Annotated in this window: 18 protein-coding genes; 1 reads left to right on the forward strand and 17 read right to left on the reverse strand. The window is 69.8% G+C overall.

Translation table 11 applies throughout. The features are described from left to right. The 17 genes from E6J58_14760 to E6J58_14840 all read right to left on the reverse strand — a co-directional run bounded on the left by E6J58_14760 (position 1) and on the right by E6J58_14840 (position 17,008). Complete coding sequence (locus E6J58_14760; GenBank protein TMB36212.1) at positions 1-1,392, reverse strand: hypothetical protein; 1,392 nt, start codon at positions 1,390-1,392, stop codon at positions 1-3. Beyond that, entirely contained in the window at positions 1,067-2,338 is a 1,272-nt protein-coding gene (locus tag E6J58_14765) for a HAMP domain-containing histidine kinase (GenBank protein ID TMB36153.1), read from the reverse strand. The genes E6J58_14760 and E6J58_14765 overlap by 326 nt, the downstream gene beginning before the upstream one ends. Before the next feature lie 75 nt (positions 2,339-2,413). Then, positions 2,414-3,136 carry a TlyA family RNA methyltransferase gene (locus E6J58_14770; protein TMB36154.1) on the reverse strand — a complete coding sequence of 241 codons (723 nt, stop codon included), beginning with the start codon at positions 3,134-3,136 and terminating at the stop codon, positions 2,414-2,416. Continuing rightward, complete coding sequence (locus E6J58_14775; GenBank protein ID TMB36155.1) at positions 3,133-3,537, reverse strand: response regulator; 405 nt, start codon at positions 3,535-3,537, stop codon at positions 3,133-3,135. The genes E6J58_14770 and E6J58_14775 overlap by 4 nt, the downstream gene beginning before the upstream one ends. Positions 3,538-3,573: 36 nt before the next feature. Next, the gene (xseB, locus tag E6J58_14780; GenBank protein ID TMB36156.1) at positions 3,574-3,813 is read right to left on the reverse strand and encodes an exodeoxyribonuclease VII small subunit; all 240 of its coding nucleotides are present in this window, start codon (positions 3,811-3,813) and stop codon (positions 3,574-3,576) included. A 32-nt stretch (positions 3,814-3,845) separates the two neighbouring features. Continuing rightward, entirely contained in the window at positions 3,846-5,243 is a 1,398-nt protein-coding gene (locus E6J58_14785) for an exodeoxyribonuclease VII large subunit (protein TMB36157.1), read from the reverse strand. Further along, on the reverse strand, positions 5,243-6,631 hold the full coding sequence (locus E6J58_14790) for an FHA domain-containing protein (GenBank protein TMB36158.1): 1,389 nt from the start codon (positions 6,629-6,631) through the stop codon (positions 5,243-5,245). Before E6J58_14790 ends, E6J58_14785 begins: the two co-directional genes overlap by 1 nt. Further along, complete coding sequence (locus E6J58_14795; GenBank protein TMB36159.1) at positions 6,507-7,370, reverse strand: FHA domain-containing protein; 864 nt, start codon at positions 7,368-7,370, stop codon at positions 6,507-6,509. Before E6J58_14795 ends, E6J58_14790 begins: the two co-directional genes overlap by 125 nt. A 1-nt stretch (position 7,371) precedes the next feature. Further along, positions 7,372-8,061 carry a type II secretion system F family protein gene (locus tag E6J58_14800; GenBank protein ID TMB36213.1) on the reverse strand — a complete coding sequence of 230 codons (690 nt, stop codon included), beginning with the start codon at positions 8,059-8,061 and terminating at the stop codon, positions 7,372-7,374. 209 nt (positions 8,062-8,270) lie between these two features. Next, positions 8,271-9,116, reverse strand: coding sequence for a secretion system protein F (locus E6J58_14805; protein ID TMB36160.1), 846 nt, complete (start codon positions 9,114-9,116; stop codon positions 8,271-8,273). Beyond that, on the reverse strand, positions 9,116-9,937 hold the full coding sequence (gene cpaB, locus E6J58_14810; GenBank protein ID TMB36161.1) for a Flp pilus assembly protein CpaB: 822 nt from the start codon (positions 9,935-9,937) through the stop codon (positions 9,116-9,118). The genes E6J58_14805 and cpaB overlap by 1 nt, the downstream gene beginning before the upstream one ends. A gap of 69 nt (positions 9,938-10,006) precedes the next feature. Then, complete coding sequence (locus tag E6J58_14815) at positions 10,007-11,272, reverse strand: hypothetical protein (protein TMB36162.1); 1,266 nt, start codon at positions 11,270-11,272, stop codon at positions 10,007-10,009. Then, on the reverse strand, positions 11,269-11,901 hold the full coding sequence (locus E6J58_14820; GenBank protein TMB36163.1) for an RNA polymerase sigma factor: 633 nt from the start codon (positions 11,899-11,901) through the stop codon (positions 11,269-11,271). The genes E6J58_14815 and E6J58_14820 overlap by 4 nt, the downstream gene beginning before the upstream one ends. Before the next feature lie 58 nt (positions 11,902-11,959). Then, positions 11,960-12,877: a phosphohydrolase gene (locus E6J58_14825; protein TMB36164.1), complete on the reverse strand. Its 918-nt coding sequence runs from the start codon at positions 12,875-12,877 to the stop codon at positions 11,960-11,962. A gap of 100 nt (positions 12,878-12,977) precedes the next feature. Beyond that, on the reverse strand, positions 12,978-14,966 hold the full coding sequence (locus E6J58_14830; protein TMB36165.1) for a hypothetical protein: 1,989 nt from the start codon (positions 14,964-14,966) through the stop codon (positions 12,978-12,980). A gap of 11 nt (positions 14,967-14,977) precedes the next feature. Beyond that, positions 14,978-15,685, reverse strand: a complete 708-nt coding sequence (locus tag E6J58_14835; GenBank protein TMB36166.1) for a general secretion pathway protein GspE — start codon at positions 15,683-15,685, stop codon at positions 14,978-14,980. A 54-nt stretch (positions 15,686-15,739) separates the two neighbouring features. Further along, complete coding sequence (locus tag E6J58_14840) at positions 15,740-17,008, reverse strand: DUF4292 domain-containing protein (protein ID TMB36167.1); 1,269 nt, start codon at positions 17,006-17,008, stop codon at positions 15,740-15,742. Here E6J58_14840 and E6J58_14845 point away from each other — a divergent pair. Continuing rightward, on the forward strand, positions 16,831-18,126 hold the full coding sequence (locus E6J58_14845) for a PilZ domain-containing protein (GenBank protein TMB36214.1): 1,296 nt from the start codon (positions 16,831-16,833) through the stop codon (positions 18,124-18,126). The genes E6J58_14840 and E6J58_14845 overlap by 178 nt on opposite strands. Positions 18,127-18,246: the final 120 nt, after the last annotated feature.

Raw genomic sequence — 18,246 nt, forward strand, 5'->3', positions numbered from 1 at the left:
CTACACCTCCCCGCTCGCTCCCCCTCCCCCAGATCGCCCCCCGCCGCCGCCCGAGAAGCCACCACCTCCGCCGCCCCCCCATCCGCCCCCGCGCCCGCCGCCGGTCACGACGGTGACCTGCTTCCGCGGCAGCACTTTGTCGTACTCGCGGCGATACCCACATGCCCGATTGGTACAGATCTGCGTGACGTGCGCGAGCCCCTGGCTCCAGTACGTCGGCGGTGCGATTAGGTCCTCGTCGATCACCATCCACGACCCGTCCCGCGGACATTTGTGCGCCCGGATCGATGCCCAGATGACGGCGTTGACGATCAGCCCGACCACCAGCGCCAGCCAGCCGGCGCCGCTGTTCATCGCCAGGAGCGAAAGCACGGAGCCTCCCGCCAGGCCGGCGCCGGCGAGCTGGGTGCGCCTCCCCGGGAACTGGCGCCGCGCGGCACTGGAACCGAGCAGGATGGCGAACCCCGCCATGCAAAGGATGGTGATGCCGAGGCCGCCGTAATTGGCCGGGCCGGCATAGCCGCGGATGCCGACTCCGGTGCCGCGGCGCGGTCCGTCCCTCGCGGGCGCCGCGTCTCCTCCTGCGCCAGCATCCTTCTCGAGAATGGCCGCCACCGCGTCGACGACGTGCGTGGCGGCGCCCGAGTAGTCATCGTTGCGCATGTACGGAAACGCTTGCTGCGTCCGGATCTGACCTACCTTGCCGTCCGGGAGGATCCCTTCGAGGCCATATCCGACCTCGATGCGAATCTTGCGATGTCCCGCAGCGCCGGGGACGAACAGGACCAGCAGTCCGTCATCGCGCTTGACGCCGTGGCCGAGGCCCCACTTCTTGAACAGGGCAACGGCATAGTCCTCCAGCGAATCGTCCGCCAACGCGGACTCGGGCACCGTGCACACCGCGATCTGCGCGATCCCGGCGTGGTCGAGCCGGCTCGCCACGGCGGTGACGTGCGCCACGGCATTGGCATCGAGCAGATGCGCCTGGTCGACGATGTAGCCGGTGAAGTCGGGAAGGGAAGCCGCCAGAAGCAGCGCGAGCACCATGCCGGAACAATAACGCGATTCAGACGGCGAGGTGCGCAAGCGTGCGGGCGAGCCGCGATGCCGCCATCTGGCTCGGCAGCTCGATGACCGGCACCTGGGCGCCCTTGGCCTCGCTCCGCAGCGCCTCCAGCTTCTTGCCCGGCTTCTGGTCGGGGTCGAGCAGGACCAGGTCGGTATGCTTGGTGCCGATGCGCGCCGCGGAGGCCCTGGCGGTACGAACGTCGCAGGCGCTCTTGAGCGTGCGCGACACCTCCCGCAGCCAGCGCGTGTCGTCGGAGACGAGCAGCACGCTCGGTCGCGACGACGGCGGATGCAGCGGCAGCTCGATGAAGAAGCGCGAACCATTCCCGGCGCTGCTCTCTGCCCAGATCTCGCCGCCGTGCCGCTCGGCGATTTCGCGGGCGATGCGCAGCCCGCGCCCTGGGCCCAGGCCGGCGATGAGCTTCGGCAATTCCGTCGGCGCAATCCCGTCGCCCTGATCCTTCACCGACAGGCGCACGAACCGCGGGCTGGCGCGCCAGGCCTCCGCCTCGACCACGCCGCCGCGCGGAGAGAAGCGGATGGCGTTGGCGATGAGGTTGTCGAGGACGCGGGCGAGGAGCTGTCCGTCGGCGCGGATCTCCACCGGCCGCGAGGGTGGCACCGCCGTCAGCGTCACGCCCTGCTGCGTGGCCAAGGCCTGCGCCTGCGCAACCGCCGCTTCGACCAGACCGCCCAGATCGACCGCGCCGATGGCGAGCACGTCGCGGCTTCGCTGCTTCGCGGCCTCGAGAATCCGCTCCGCGAGCTGCATCGCGCGCAGCCCCTGTCGCGCGCAGGCCGCGGCGCAAGCGCGCTGCGCCGCGGTGAGCGAGCTGTCACGCGCGAGCAGCTCCGCATTGCCGATCACCGCCTGGAGCGGGCTCCGCACGTCGTGCGCGGCGTCCGCCAGGCCCGCTTCCAGCGCAGTCACGCGCTCGTTGAGCCGTTCGACGCGCGAGACCAGATCCAGTCTTTCCAGCACGGCGCGAAGCCTGCGGAAGAGGAGCTCGGGCTCGCCTGGCACGACCACGTCATCGGCGCCGGCAGCGAAGTACGCCGCTCCCGGAGTGCCAAGCACCACGAGCCAACCCACCCGCCCGCGGAACTGCGTCAGATCCGTGCCAGGGTCGACGGCGACCAGCACCTCGGCGCGCGAGCTGCCGTCGTCCAACTCGGCGGGAATGCCGCCGCGCGTAAGACGGGTACAGAGCCGGCGCGCCTCGGTGGGCGGAGCGGCGACGCGGACCCGGATGGTCTGGCCCAACGGCATCGGACTCCAGAGGAAAAAGCAGCGTGCGACCCTGGATTTTACCGCCTGCGGGAGAGGCCCGCCAACGGCCGGCGCTCAAGCCCGGACGGCCGCGACCAGATACTCGCGATTGCCTGCAGGGCCCTTCACGGGCGACTCGATCGATCCCTGCACCGCAAGCCCAAGTTTGCGGAACTCATCGGCGATCTCGGAAACGACACGGGCATGTACGGCGCGGTCGCGGACCACGCCACCTTTGCCTACCTCCGCCCTGCCCGCTTCGAACTGCGGCTTCACCAGCACGCACGCCCATGCGTCCGAAGGCCGCAGCGCGGCCACCAGCGCGGGCAGGACGAGCTTGAGCGAGATGAACGAGACATCGGCAACTGCCGCGGCGCACGACTCCGGCAATCTCAGCTCGCGGGCATTGATCCGCTCGTGCAGCACGACGCGCGCGTCCGCGCGCAACCTCGCGTGGAGCTGGCCATAGCCGACGTCCACCGCATGGACGCGCAGCGCGCCGCGCTGCAGGAGCACGTCGGTGAATCCTCCGGTGGAGGCGCCTAGATCGACGCAGATCCTCCCTTCCACGGGAAGCGCGAAGTGGTCGAGCGCCTTCTCCAGCTTGAGGCCGCCCCGCGACACGTAGCGCAGCTGCTCCTTCACCCGCAGCTCCACGAATTCATCGAGGAGGTGCCCCGGCTTCTCCACGCGGTGATCGCCGGCGATCACGCTCCCGGCGAGGATCAACGCCTGCGCACGGCTGCGCGACTCGGCCAGTCCGCGCCGCTGCACCAGCACGTCCGCGCGGACCTTCATCGCCGCTGTTCGGGCGTGGCCGGACTCGCGGGCCCGATGAGCTGGGCGATGCGGGCGAGCAGGCGCTCCATGTCGATGGGCTTGCTGAAGTAGTCGGAAGCGCCAGCGGCAAGGCCGGTGCGGATGTCGTTGGCGGTCTTCTTCGCGGAGATGAAGATCACCGGGATGTCACGGAACTCGTCGTTCTTCTTCACCGCGCGGCAGAGCTCGAACCCGTCGATCCAGCTCATCATCACGTCGAGCAGGATCAGGTCGGGCCGGTCCACGTGCAGGGTGGAGATGAGCCGCAGGCCGTTCGCCGCCTGCGAGACCTCGTAGCCCTCGAGCTCGAGCGCCATCTTCAGCATCTCGCGCGTCTCGCGGTCGTCGTCGACGATGATGATCTTCTTCCGCCCTGCCATGCTGTTCTCTCTGACGCGCGAACCACGGAGCGCGATTTATTTCTCCTGACCGGAGAACGGCGCCGTCCGGTCCCCCTCCAGAAGCACCTCCACCTTGCGCTCCGCCTCCTCCAGCTTCGCTGCGCCGGCCCGGGCGAGGCGGATGCCTTCCTCGAACGCGGCGATCGATTCCTCCAGCGACAACCCGCCCCCTTCCAGGCGCTCCACCACCTTGCCGAGGCGCGAGACGATCTCCTCGTACTTCTCCGAGACGGGTTGTGCAGTCGCATCGGCCACGCGAGTCCTCTAGCACCGGGTGCGCGTCAGTTCTACTCGTTCTTCTTCTCGATGACTTGTGCGGAGAGCTCGCCCTCGTGCAGCCGGACGCGTACCCGCTCGCCAGCCCGGACCTGCGCGGCCTGCAGCAGCGCGCGCCCCCGTTCGTCGAACGCCACTGCGTATCCGCGGGCGAGGACCTTCAGCGGGGAGAGCGCGTCCAGGCGCGCGGTCAGCCCTCCGTACCGGTGCCGCCGCGCCGCCAGCGCGCGGCCGGCCAGCGCCTTCAGTTTCTGCTCCAGCCGCGCAACCTCCCGCTCGAGGCGGTGCAGCCTCTCGCGCGGGTGCTGCGCCTGCAGCCTCTCGCGCAGCGCCCGCAACATCTGCTGGCGACTGGCCAGATGGTCGTGGAACAGGTCCTCGAGACGCTGCCGCGCGCGATCGAGGCGCAGCTTTCGATCGCCGATCAGCCGCCGCGGATCGGCGACGCGGGCGCGAAGCTTGTCGAGGTGTCCCCGCTTCCGCTCCAGCTGCGCGCGCATCGCCCGCCCCAGCCGCGCCTTGCGCTGGGCCAGATCCGCCACCAGCTCGTCTTTCACGCGCGCGATCAGCTCAGCCGCGGCGGTCGGTGTCGGCGCGCGCACGTCCGCGCAGTAATCGGCGATGGTGACGTCGATCTCGTGGCCGACCGCGCTCACCGTGGGGACCGGACACCCACAGAGGGCGCGCGCCACCACCTCCTCGTTGAACGCCCAGAGATCCTCGAGGCTGCCGCCGCCGCGGGTGACCACCACCACGTCGACCCGGGGCTGCTTCGCGGCGCGCACGATCCCGCGCGCGATCTCCTGCGGGGCCCCCTCGCCTTGGACGCGCGCTGGCACGATCAGCACCGCGAGATTCGGATGCCGCCGGTGCAGGACGCGAAGAAAATCGTGCACCGCTGCCCCGCTCGGGCTGGTGACGACCGCGACCCGACGGGGCAGGAACGGCAGCTTCCTCTTGCGGGCCGCCTCGAAGAGCCCCTCCTTCTGGAGGCGCTCCTTCAGCTGCTCGAACGCGATCTGCAGCGCGCCCGCTCCGAGCGGCTCGACGGTGTCGCAGACGAGCTGGTAGCGGCCCTGCGGCTCGTACACGGCGAGCCGGCCGCGGGCCACAATCGAGAGTCCGTTCTGGACGGTGAATCGAAGCCGCCTCGCCTCGGTCCGAAAGAGCACCGCGTCGAGACAGGCCTCGGCATCCTTGAGCGTGAAGTACAGATGGCCGCTGGAGGGGGAGCGCAGGTTCGACACCTCGCCTTTTACGAGGACCGAGGGAAACCGGCCTTCGAGAATGACCTTCAGCTCGCGCGTCAGCTCGGAGACGGAATAGACGCGGGGGCCGTTGGCGCGCTTGCCGAACAGATCGAATTGACCCGCTGAGGTGGCCGGTTTCGGGGGCAATCGCTCCGGCATTACCGCAGCCCCCTCCCGTGCAATCTCTCGAGCCAGCGCTCCGCCTTCTCCGCCAGTTCGTCTCCGGCGGGCAGGGCGCCGGCGACGCGCGCGAAGCCGTTGCGCGCCGCCTCCGGCTCCTCGTCCTTGGCCACGTAAGCGCGCAGGTAGATTTCCCTGACCCGTTCCACCACCCGCTCCATCTCGAGACGCGCAGTCGCGTTCTCGGGATCGCTCTCGAGCGCCGCGCGGAGATGGGCGGCTGCGCGCGGCAGATCCTCTTCCGAGCGGAGCTCGCGGGCCGCCAGCAGATGTCGCTCGGCGAGGGCGCGCTTGCCGTCGCCTTCCGGGACGCCCGCTGCCTCTGACGCGGACGCCACCGCCGGAACTTGCGACCCTCGCGAAAAGTGCGACGGCTTCGCGGGTGCCGCGGACACGGTCACCGTCGTGGCGTTCTCCGGCATGACAGCCGCTGGTCCCGCAGCCGGAGCATCTGTCTCGAAGGACTGTAGAGCGCGCGCGATTTCGGCGTCCGACCCGTCCAGTTCCGCGGCGACCATCAGCGCTGCCCTCGCCTCGCGGCGCCGCTCCTCCTTGAGCAGCGCGATCCCCTCTTCGAGCTTTTGCCGCGCGAGGGCGTGCAGGCCGTTGCGTCGCTGCTCCGCTTCGGCCTCGTCGAGAGCCCGTTGGCGCCGGATGAACGCGGCAGCGACGATGAAGACGACAGCCAGCGCAATCGCGCCGTGAAGGGAAACGCGGCGTCGCCGCGCCACCGATCGTGCCGACCGTTCGGCGGTGTCCCGCCAGACGATGACACCGCCCGCCTCGAGGAAGCGAAGCGCGGTATCTCCAATCGCGATCTCGTCACCGTCGCGCAGCCCGCGCCGCCGCACGACATGCCCGTTGACGCACGTGCCATTCCCCGAGGCACTGTCGACGAGCAGCCAGCCTCTGCTCCTCTGCTCCAGGCGGAGGTGCTGGCGCGAGACGGAGATGTCGGAGATGACGACGGCGTTCCGCGCCGCTCGCCCGACGGTGACGACCGCCCCGACGACGGCGAATTCGCTGCCCTTCGACGGACCGGCGGTGACGAGGAGCCGTGCGTTGGCCGTCCGTCTGGCAGCGAAGGGCGCCGTCGCGTCGACGCTCCCCTTTGCGCACCTCTCCGCGGCGGCAGCGAGCGCTTCGGGCGACGGTCCTCCGGGCGACGTCGGGGCCGGAGGCCGCACGGCGGAAGGGCAGTGTTGCTGGCGAGAGGCGAGACGCGGCATCCGTTTCACCGTATCACTCGGCGCCAAAGTCGGGCTGGGAAGACACGACGCTCTCCTCGGCCCGGTGCCGGCAGCCCGCGGGATCGTCGCCGGGATAGTGGAGCAGCACCTCGCGCCAGGCCCGCTGCGCCCTGTCATGCTGCCCGTACCGCTCGAACCGGGCGGCGATGAAGAGCAGCCTCTCGCATTCGCGGCGGAGATCTCGCTCGCACTCCGAGACGAGGCCGGCCAACTCGTCGCGGAACGGGCCCGCCCCGGTTGCGCCTTTCAGATGTCCGGCCGCGGCGACGAATGCCGCCCACGCGTCGTAGAGGTTGCGGGGAGCGACCCGCCGCTCCGCCAGCTTCCGCCTGCCTCGCTCGTACACGGCGCGGGCCGCCACCAGATCGCCCGACGGTGTCCGAGGTGAGGCTTGTCGCGACCCGCTCGATCTCGCGTCGCCCTGCTCCATCGGGATCGCCTGGCCGGATTCCGTCGCGCAGACGACCGCGATCCCCGCGATCAGGACCGCGAGCGCGACGAGCCCGGCGCGCGCCGGCCGGGAAGTCCCGATCCACGAGCGATGCCACCACCTGATCTGTTCCAGACCGGGACGGAACTCGAAGGTGACCGGTCCGACCGCGATTCGATCGCCTTCGCGCAGCGGCGCGGCCGTGACGACGGCGGCGCCGTTCAGCGCGATGCCGTTGGCCGAGGCGCGATCGGTCAGCACCCACCCGGACGCTTTCCGCTCGATTCGGGCGTGTGTCCTCGAGACGCCCGCGTCGTTGAGCACCACATCGTTGTCCGGCGCCCGCCCGATGCTGACGGATTCTCCCTCGAAGCGGAACCGCTGCCCGCGCCCGCTTCCCGCCGCGATGGTGAGAGCGAAGGACACGTCAGAAGCTCCCGCCGAAGAAGACGTGGTACCCGATCGGTCCGAAGAGGACGAGGAAGAGGGTGGGGAAGATGAAGAAGACGAGCGGCAGCACCAGCTTCACCGGCGCCTCGTTGGCCAGCTTCTCGGCGCGCTGCGTCCGTTCGTTGCGCATCTGCGTGGAAAGCACGCGAAGCACTTTGCCGAGCGGCGTTCCCATCCGGTCGGCCTGCACCAGCGCTTGCACGAAGGAGGTGAGCGGAGGCAGATCGACTCGCCGCGCCAGCTGGCGCAGGGCATCCTCGCGGATCTTGCCCATCCTGAGCTCGCGGATGGCGACGGACAACTCCTCGGCGAGCGGGCCCTTGGGGCCCTTCTCCACCACCTTGGCGAGCGCAGCCGTGAAGTCCAGCCCCGCTTCCACCGCCAGGGTGAGCAGGTCGATCCCGTAGGGCAATCCCCTCACGATCGCGCGCTGGCGCAGCCGCATCCGATCGCGCAACCAGAGCAGTGGATACGCGGCACCCCCAACCAGCCCCAATGACCAGGCGGCAAATCCCAGCCGCAGCCAGCAGGACAGAGCGACGCCGCCGGCGAAGAACAGCACGGCGGCGATCTCCATCAGCGCCACGACCTCGCCCGCGGTGAGCTCCAGCGGGCGGCCGGCTTTCCGGAGCCAGCCGTCGAGCTGGACCAGGCGCAAACGCGGCATCCAGATCTCGTTGCGCGCCGCAAGCCGCGCGATGATCGCCGAGCGGACGATGGCGAGCGCGCCGCGTTCGCTGGACGGCCGTGCATGCTGCCTTTCCGGCTGCGCCGGGGAACGTGCGTACAGTCGCGACGCAGCGAGGAACGCCGTGGCCGCGAACCCGGCGGCGAGCACCGGAGCGACGACCGACAGGATCTGCGGCGCAGGCGCGCTCATACGTCGACACTGACCACGCGGCGGATGGTGAGAAAGCCTGCTCCCTGGAGGAGCACGACGGCGGCGACGAGCAGATAGCCGTACGCGCTCTCGAACATCGGCTCGACGAGGTCGGGACGATACGAGCCGAGGAAGACTCCGACGGCCAGCGGGAGCAAAGCGACGATCACTCCCTGCAGCTTCCCTTGGCTGGTGAGGGCAGCGATTTTCCCCTCGAGCCGGAAGCGCTCGCGGATGGTGGCCGCGATGGCCTCGAACATCTCCGCCATGTTTCCGCCGAGCTGCCGGGCGATGGCCGTCGACGTCGCAACCAGGTTCAGGTCCTCGGAACCGACGCGCCCCGCCATGGCGGCGAGCGCATCATCCAGCGCCGTGCCGAGCTTGACCTCCCGGGTGAAGAGGCCGAACTCGTGACGCAGCGGCGCGGCCGCGTCGCGTCCCACCTGGTCGATGGCCTGCTGCAAGGTCAAACCGGCCCGAAGCGCGTTTGCCATCTGGTGCAGCGCTTCGGTGAGCTGACTCTCGAACCGCCGGATCCGTCTTCGGCGATAGGAGGCGATCGCGAGCCCCGGCGCGAAGAACCCGGCTGACGCCGCCAGCGCGGCACACAAGGGGCCGCCGAGCCACCCGCCGCACGCCGCCAGCAGGAGCATGACCGCGAGGTTCAGTCGCACGACCTGGCCGGGCTCGATGAACAGGAACATGGCGCCGAGGTCGTGCACGGACCGAGCGACGTACCGCAGCTCGTACTGCCGGAAGGCCTTCACCAATACGTCGAACGAGAGCAGCGCGAAGAAGAACACGGATCCCGAGGCGAGCAGGAAGACCGCGGCGGAAGCCATCAGGGCTCCCTCGGGGAAACGGCATCGCTCCGGTTCCCGCGGATGATCTGGATGGTGCGGTACCGCTTCTGCTGCAGCTCGCTCGCGCGGTCACCCGTGAAGAGCACCTTCTGATCGACCACGCTTCGCTTCTCCTGGGAGTCGAGGTCGTCGGGGTTGCGCAACAGCAAGGTCAGCGTGCCCAGCTCCTGGGCGAGAGTGAGCATCTCCGCCTCTTCGGGGAGCGCCAGCACCGTGACCGTTGCGAATCTCTTGTCCTCCTCGGCGACGTACATGGAGTTCGCCGTGATGCGCCCCGTGGCGAGCACCACCACGTTCTGCAGCAGCGTCATGGTCCGTAGCTGCTGCGTCTGTGGATCGCGGAAGCTGCCGATCACGTCGACGTGGTCGTTGGGACGAACCCAGAGCCCGACCGCATTCTTTTCCTGCACGTCGATGGTCACCGCGCGCCCCTTCGGCGTGATCAGCGACGCCAGGTCCGTCTCGCGCGCGGACTCGAAATGGCTGGCCAGGATGGGGTCGCCCGCCTTCAACGGCACCATCACGCGCTGCCCGACGGGGGAGTGCCGCTCCACCGCTCCGTGCTCGTCCGTCCGGATGAAGGATTCGGTGACGAAGGTCGCCGGCATCTCCTTGAAAGCGACCATCGATTCCGTCAGCTCGGTCCCCTCGGCGACGTCCACCTTGGCGCAGAGGACATTGACGGTCTGCCAGCGGTCGCGGACCTTCTGTTCCCGCGAACGGATGGCGCCCCATGCCGTGGCGCCCGCGAGCAGGCCGAGAGCGAGCGCAATGAGGAGAGGGTTCTTGCCCGAGAGCACGCCGCCTCCACAGTAGTTGCGGCGATGCTACGTGGACGCCGGAACCCCCGCGACGGTCATTTGACCGATTCAGCGCTGCGGGTCACTCGCTGCGGGGCGGGCCGCCGGGACGTCAACTTGCCGCAGCGCCCGGGCCGCGGCGGAAATCGCGGTCGTCTCCGACGGGTACGAGCGGACCAACTCGTCGCGCACCTTGCGCGCCTCGTCGAACTGGCCGGCCGCCGAAAGACACTCGACCGCGTGGGCGAGGTTCCAGGCAGCGGTGCTCGAGTCGTTCCCGCGCTGCCGCATGGCCGCCGCCTCGCGATAGAGCGATGCGGCGGCGAGGTAGTTTCCGGCATGGCGCGCCTGCTGCGCGTTCGCCTCGACGGTGGGAGCCCCGAGCGAAGCTTCGGCGACGCCCGGTGCCATCGGCGCTTGCGCCTTCGCCACGGCAAGCGACCGCGCTACGTCCTGCCGCGCCGCGACCGCAGGACCCGCTGGCGGTGACTCGGCGGCCCGAGGCGGCGAAGCGGACGGCGGTGGCTCGGAGAGCTTCCCCTCGAGCGCGCCGCTGGCGGCCGGGGCGACCGTGTCGACGGCGCGCTCCTTTTTCGCGTTCGCGGCGGCCTTCGCCTGCGACTCCGCGGCGTCTCCGCCGCTGCCCTGCATCCGCGCGCCCGGCCCCCCGCGCTTTCGCAGCGACGGCATCTGCGCCACGGCGTCGTGTGTCTTCTCCTGCCCTGGCGCCGCAACGGGGACGCCACCAAGTCCTCTCGGCTCGATTTCGTCCTTTTGCCGCTGCTTCGCTTCCGCGTCTCTCAGCGCGGAATCGACGACCGGCGGCACTGCCGGTTGCACGCGGATCTCGAAGTCGCTGCTGTGAGCCGCTGCAACCTTCTCGGCGTTCCGGCGGGTCTCGAGGGTGTTGCCCACCACCAGCGCCAGGGCGGCCGCCGCCGCGACCGATCCGGCGACCGCGGTCCGGACGATCCAGCGCGGCCGCGGCCGTTCGGCTGAGCGCGCCTTCACCGGGCCATGCGCATCGATGCGCGCGACGTCGACGCCGAGCGGCCGCACGCTGCCCGTCACTTCGATCACCTGTCCGACGTTCCCGTCGTGCTCGAGCTGCGCCTGTGCGCGCGCGGCGCGCAGGATGCGCTCGTCGAATCCCGGCGAGGGTTGCTCGAGCTCCCGGATCGGCGCGGCCATCCGTCGCGCGTCCTCCAGCGCCGCCTTCTCCTTGCGGCACTCCGGACACGATGACAAATGCTGCTCCACCTCCGCGGCGCGGACGGCGTCCAGCTCGCCGTAGGCGAGGTCGAGCAGCAGATCCTGGGATTCGGCGTGCGTCATGCCCTCCCCAGTCCGATGCCTGGCACCGGCTCCTCCGTCACCGCCTCTTCGGTTACGCCCGCGGCCGCGAGCGCCTTGCGCAAGGCCTCCAGGGCATAGCGCATCCGGCTCTTCACGGTGTTTTCGTTCACCCCGATCATCTCCGCAATCTCGCGGAATGGCACTCCTGCCTGCTCGCGAAGGATGAAGACTTCGCGCTGTTCCGCGGGCAGCGACAAGAGCGCCTCCTGCAGCAGCGGCCGGATCCGCGCGCTGGCGGCACCCCGCTCGGGATCGATCCCGGTGCCCGGCACCGACTCGACCATCGGAGGCTCCCCGTCCCTCCCTTCGGCGTCGAGGCTGTCGGCGCGGCGGAACCGATCGCGCCGCGACTGGTCCACGCACAGATTGCGGGCGATGGTGAAGAGCCACGTCTGGAAGCGGGCGCGGTGCTCCCAGTCGGAAGCGCCCTTGACGATGCGCAGGAACGTCTCCTGCGCCAGATCCTCAGCCTTTTCCCGGTCGCCCAGCATTCGCAAGAGGAACGTGAACAACGGGGCGCGATAGCGCCGCAGGAGGCTCTCGAAGGCCTCCGGGTCGCCCTGCTGGTATGCGGCCAGCAGCTCCTCGTCGGTGCGTTCCTGTGCCATACCAACGCGCCACAGGCGCGTGCGATCTAACTAACACGAGAAGCGCCCGGCGCAGTCCTCAGGCGGAGACGCGCGTTTCCGGCTCGACGCCGTGGTGGTTCACGGGAGGCCGGAAGCCGGTGGGCTTGCGCGGCAGCACCAGCTCGGCCGCCCTTCCGCTCCCGCCGCGCAGGCAATGGATTAGCAGCCGGACGGCGCGCGCGTCGAAATGACCGGCGCCGGCCTCCTCGAGCAGCTGGTCGATCGCGCCGCGCGCGTTGAACGGCTGCGCCCGATAGGAACGGGGCGACACGAGCGCTGCGAAGGCGCTGGCCACGGAAACGAGGTCGAGGCCGCGCAGGGGCGGCTTGCCCTGCACGCGCGGGTAGCCGAATCCAGCGCGGGTGTGGTGAAGCAGCGCTGCGTGCACCGCGGGGGCGTCGCCGAGGACGCTGGCGAGCAGGAGCGCGCCGAGCAGCGGATGATCCTCCAGAGACAACGCCTCTGCGCGCGTCAGGAACTCCCGCTTGAAGCGAAGGCGAAGCGCCGCATGCCGCATTCCGAGGTCGTGCGTGAGCGCGCCGCCCACCAGGCGGGCAAGACCGGGAGCGGTTCCCAGCGCGCTGCGGAACAGCCGCGCGGAGACGACCGCCGTCCAGACGGCATGCTCGTAGCGGGCGGGATCGTCGCGCTTGAGCGCTTCCATCTCGTCCCACACTTCCTGCGGGAATCGCACCTCCGACAACACGTCCGCCGCGAGGGCGCGCACGTTCTCGCTGCCCACGAGGTACTGCAGCGAGGGGACCTCGAACGCCTCGAGAATGCTTTGGGCGCAGGTGGTTTCGAAGAGGGGGCGCTCGCGCAGATTGCGGGGCGCGGTCGCTGCTACCTCTTTCAGCCTGCCCAGATCGACGATTTCGCCGCGGGATGCGACCAGCCGACCATCCGCCGAGAAGAGGTCCCGGGTCAGGACCGTGCCGGACAGGGAGAAGTCCATCACGCCCTCGAGGGCCCAGGGAGGGGGAGTGGGCCCGAGCGAAGGAAACGTAATCTTCCGTCTCGGGTACGAGACAAGGGGACGCAGGTAGACGGCGGTCCTACGTTTCCGCCGTCTCCGTCGGGACGGCATCATCGCCGGAGGCAGAGACGCCGGTTTCCGCGGCATTGGGCGGCACGGAAGCGGCCGCCATGGTGCCCTGGGCGAGGCTCTCGTGAATCTCCGCGCGGAGCTCGTCGGGCTCGATGTGCTGCCCGCGGTTCAGGATGCGAACCAGCGCCGCGAGCAGCCGCAGCGCCCCCATCCCGTCGCTCGGCTCCACCCCGATCGACGCGAGCGTCCCGAGGTCTGCCTCGGAGAGCGGGGTGAAGGCATCGGACGTATCCTGCGGATCGGCGTTGGCCGCCTCCGCGAGCTCGTTCTCGGCGGAGGGGTTGGCGAACTCGTGCGTGGTCGAATGGCCGCGCCGAGCGAACGGATCAGGGTCGTTCGCCGGCTCGGCCCACGACGGCGCATTCGCAGAGTCGTCGGCGGCGAGCGGATCGTCGAAGCCGGCCTGGCCGGCGAGAGGATCCTCCGGCGCGCTCTCGGCCGCCAGAGGATCGTCGCTCGACGCCCACTCATCCGGCGCTTCCGCTTCGTGCGGCTGTGCATCCGGGGCGGCGACCGGCGCCGGGTCGTTCGCCGCCTCGCGATCCGTTTCCTCCGAAGGAACGGGAGGAACAGAGGAGGCATCGTCGCCCCATTGCGACTCGGCCGCGGCGGCCTCCGAAGGGCTCTCCTGGAGCGCGCCGAGAATGGCATCGGTGGGGAGCGCGAGGGCCTCGCTCAAAGCTTCCCGAACTTGATCGGACTCCGGCACGCCCCAGGCGGCGTCGCTCGCCGGCTCCGGGCCATCCCCGCTCTCGGCAGCTGGCGCCGACCAGGGATCCGGAGAAGCTGCCGGCGCGGCAGGTTCCGCCCAGCCACCGGCGGCCGTCAGGTCGATGGGTCCGGTCCAGCCGGACGCGCCGGAGCCCGCCGACTCGATCGGGCCGGTCCATCCGGTTGGTCCGGGTGTCCGCGAGGCGACCGACTGGATCGGCCCCGTCCACCCGCTCGGCCCCTGAGCCGGATCCGCGGCGTCACCCCACCCGCCGTTGCCCGCCGCGGACCCCTTCGGCTCACGGGAGTCCGGCGCCTCGCGCGCCATCGCGGCGCCAGCGTGCGCGACGCTGGCGGAGACGAGGCCCTCGACGGCATCCGCAGCCGCCCCGTCGCCTGCGACCTCCTCCTGGCCCGCGACCGCGTCGCCGAATTGCGAATGCGCTGCAATCGGCTCGAGCCCGAAGTCGCCTTCGTCGACCTCCGGGAGATCGACGGGCTCGGCGGGCGCAGGCGGCGGTGGAGCACGCGGCACCACCGCCGGGTCGGGCTCGATCTCCTCGAGCTTCTGCCCTGCGGGCGGCTTCGCCGCCGGGATGGGCGGCGGGATATAAGGGGCCGCGCGCGCGGAAGCTGCACCGGCTGGCGCTGCTGAGCCCGCAGGAGGCTCGATCCTGCGCGGAAACCCGGCGACGGATCCGGCGGGGGCGCCTGGCGTCACCGTGGGCGGGCCAGCTGAAGCGGGGCGCGCCACCTTGTCCGTCGGCTCCTTCTTGTCGTCGCTGGCTCCGTAATGCGCCTGGATCGCGGCGACGACCTCGCCGTCTCCGGCGAGCATCGGCTTGATGCGCTTGCCGGTGTGGAACGCGAGCTGGTCGACCGCGGAGAGATCGGTCGGATGGCTCATCGCGACGGTCACCACTTCGCTGCGCCCCGAACCGCTCAACTCGTACGGAAGGACATGCAGCTTCTCCGCGATCTGCTTGCTGACGCACTTGACGGCACGCGGGTCGATCTTCACCTCCGCGAGCTTCACCCTCGGGATCCCCAGATGCTTGGTCAAGGCCGCGACGACCGCGTCCTCGCTGCAGAAACCCTTCTGCACGAGGATGCCGCCGAGCTTGCCGCCCCACTGCTTCTGGTGCCCGAGCGCGCTCTGGAGCTGGTGCTCGTCGATAACGCCCAGTTCGGTGAGCAGCTGTCCGAGTCGCTTGCGCGGCGGCATCGTTCCCCGTCCTACCGCTTCACCCGCGCGAGATATTCGTCGCGCGAGAAGACGCCCTTTTCGATGAGCAGCTCGACCATTGCCTTCAGCGCGGCCACCGACCTGCGCTGCGTCTCTTCCACGCCGCGGAGGACCTCGACCGCGCTCTGGCGGGCAGGAGCGGTGGGCGCCGGTGTCGATTTTGTCTTTGCCGACGATACCTTCCGCGCGCTGGGCATGTCGACGACGGTGTTTCCGGCGTTGTTCACGATCTTCATGCCGCCCGTCTGCTCGTCGCCGAGGAGCTCCTCGCCGCGATACCAGCGCGAGATGGCGTTGCGGATGGCGCTGGCGCCGGCCAGCTGCGTCTCGATCTTTCTTCCTCCCGTGAGCGAGACGAGGTGGTCGGTCGCGCTGATGTTGAGCGGATCGCTCATCGCCACCACCAGCGTCCTCCCCTGGTCCTTGAGGCCCACGGGAACGACCCCGAATTCCTCCGCGGTATCCGCAGGTACCGTGGCGAGCGCCGACTTGTCGCCGTCGCCGCTCAAATCGGCGCGGGCGATCCCCGTCTGCTTGGAAAGTGCGCGGACCAGGACTTCCTCGGTGAGGAATTCCATCCGGACGAGAATGTCCCCGAGCTTGCCGCCCCACTGCTGCTGCTCCGCGAGCGCGGCCTTGAGCTGGAGCTCGGTGATCACGCCTGCCTTGACGAGCAGGTCGCCGATCCGGATCCGCATCCGATCATCCTAGTGGATGCAAAGACGTGCCAGCAACTTCCCGGAATCAGCGGATTACTGCACTTCCTCGACCTTCATCCCGGGGGGAACGCCGAGCAGAAAAGCGCCGGATGGCGGCGGTTTTCTCGCAATGACATTGCGCAGCCGGAGGTCGACTTTGATCTTTCCCGGCGGGGCCAGAAGGCGCAGCAACCGCGGCACCTGCGCGCCCGAGGAATCGTCGTGCTCGTCGAGTCCCACCGACCAGAGCAGGGCGCCTGCCGCGTCCAGCCGGCGCACCTGGACCACGCGCAAATCGCCTCCCAACATGACCTCCTGGCGCAGTCGCGGGGAAACCATCGAGAGCCGGTACCCGTCTCCGTCGCGCGCCGCCGTGTCGGGCCGCCCGCCGGGAAGCTCGGGGATGTCGCCGGTGATCAGCGCCACGAGCTCCTCGTCGCGCAGCGGCGCCGGGATCAGCCGGCTGAGGTTCTCGGGCGTTGCCGGGCCGCGGTAGAAGACGTTGTTGCGCAAGTCGAGCAGCGCGAAGCGACCCTGATCGGCGACCAGGACGGCGGCGGGATCGCCCATCGGCGTCAGGGCTTCGATGCGGATGGAAACGGGGCGCTTGACCGAGACGTGCAGCGCGTAACGGCCCGCATTTTCCGGCGCCTCCACGAACGCCTTCGCGTCGCAGGACAACGTCTCGGGCACGCCGTGGGCCTTCTTTGCCTCGATGTAGAGCGCCCCGGGATCGGGGGGCGGTCCTTGTACGATCTGTGGCATTGGACATCCGGCCAGCAGCAGGAATGCCGCAAGCAAGCGCATGCGCCCGACGACGGCGCGCGCAGCGGAACGAAACACGGGCATGCGTCGGCGAACTGTATCGGCTGATCGCGCGAACGCAACAGAGGAACCGGTAGCGACCGGCGGCAACGACGGGTAGATTGCGCGCGCTCTTTTCACCGGAGGAACCGAATGACGCGCACCAGCGCGCTGATCGCCGCCCTGCTGACTACCGCTTTCGCCGCGCTCGCCGATCCTGACGAGCCATCCCCACCCACTCGCGCCGTCACCGGCGCTCCGGCCGGAGCGCCGGGGCACTGGTCGATCGTCACCGCCGAGACGGTCAGTCCCGATCGTGACGCGATCGCGCTCGAGGCGGGATGGCCGGGCGTCAGCGTCTCCTACCTGCATGGCACGTCCGACCGGAGCGACGTCGGCATCCGGTTCGATCTCCTCTACGGGTACGAGAACACGACCGACACCGCCTTTGGGCTGGGGGCGGACGTCCCTTTCCGGCTGGTGGTCAACAGGAGCAACCGGGTCTCCGTCGCGCTGCATGTCGATCCCGGCGTGCGCCTGTACACGCGCAACGGCATGACCAACTTCATGACCCGCTTCCCCGTCGGCGGCGCCATCGGCGTCCAGGCAACGCCCGAGGTTCGCGTGGCTGCTTCCGCCGATGTGACCATGGCCTTCAACTGGACGAACACCACCTTTTTCGAGATTGGCCCCCAGTTCGGGCTGGCCGCCGAATACGCCTCCGATCGCAACCTGACGCTCGGCTTAAATCTAAAATTCGGCCCGCAGTTCGTGACGCTGTCGAACACGGGGGCGCAGCTCGCCTTCACCGCCCAGGTGGTGGTCGGCTACCGGATGTAGGCGCGGGTCCGGCCGTTGCGCAGCGGGCGGAATCTGGACGCGTTCCGCCCGCGCCGTACGCTCGCGCCGTGGAACGGCAACCGGCCATGCTGCTCAAGGTCCGGTTCGCCGCCCTGCCACAGCTGCAGAGTCATCTGCGCATCGTCGAAGGCCGCACGGTCTTCTTCTTTCGCGAGGCGTCGCCGCGGTTGATCGGCGGGGACCGCGTGATCGTCGAGTTCTCCATCGCCAATAGCGAGCAGCTGAGCACGTTGCGCGGGATGGTGCTGGGCCGCGTGGACGTCAAGGACGCCTCGCAGACCGGGGCGTGGATCGAGTTCCCGGACACGAAGCTGGCGAGGCGCCTGGAGCGCGGCTCCTCGGCGCTTGCGACACGCCGGCATCAGCGGGTGATCTGCGACGTTCTGGTCGAGGTGCGTGAGGGCGCGCACTCGTTCGTTGCCCGGATGATGGACGTGAGCCTCGGCGGCGCGCGGATCCTCGGGGCGACGGCGCCGCGCATCGGGACCATGCCGCTGCGCGCGGGAGCCACGGTGAGGATGAAGATCGTCGGCGCCGTGGCGCCGTTTCCCGACGAGCTCGGACGCGCCGACGTGGTGCGCACAGACAACAACACCGGCGAGCTCGCGGTCCGGTGGGTGCGCAGCGATCCCGTGGCGAGGGTGGCGTCCCTGAAGCTCTTCGAGGCGGTGCGGCGGTCCTGGACGCAGGCGCAGGAAATGATCCACACGCCGCCGTGCTGCGGGAACGGACAGGTGCTCGATCCTCCGATGCCGGCGCTCCGCGGACGACTTTGACCGACCTTCCCTTTCTTCGCGGCCACCCGCCCGTCTGCCACAATGAGCCGGAAGCGAACCCGAGGGGTCAATGGACCGACGAACCGTTTCGACTGCTCTTCCGCGTCCGCAACGCGCCCC

It is taken from the genome of Deltaproteobacteria bacterium (assembly GCA_005879535.1).
Lineage (GTDB): Bacteria > Myxococcota > Myxococcia > Myxococcales > 40CM-4-68-19 > 40CM-4-68-19.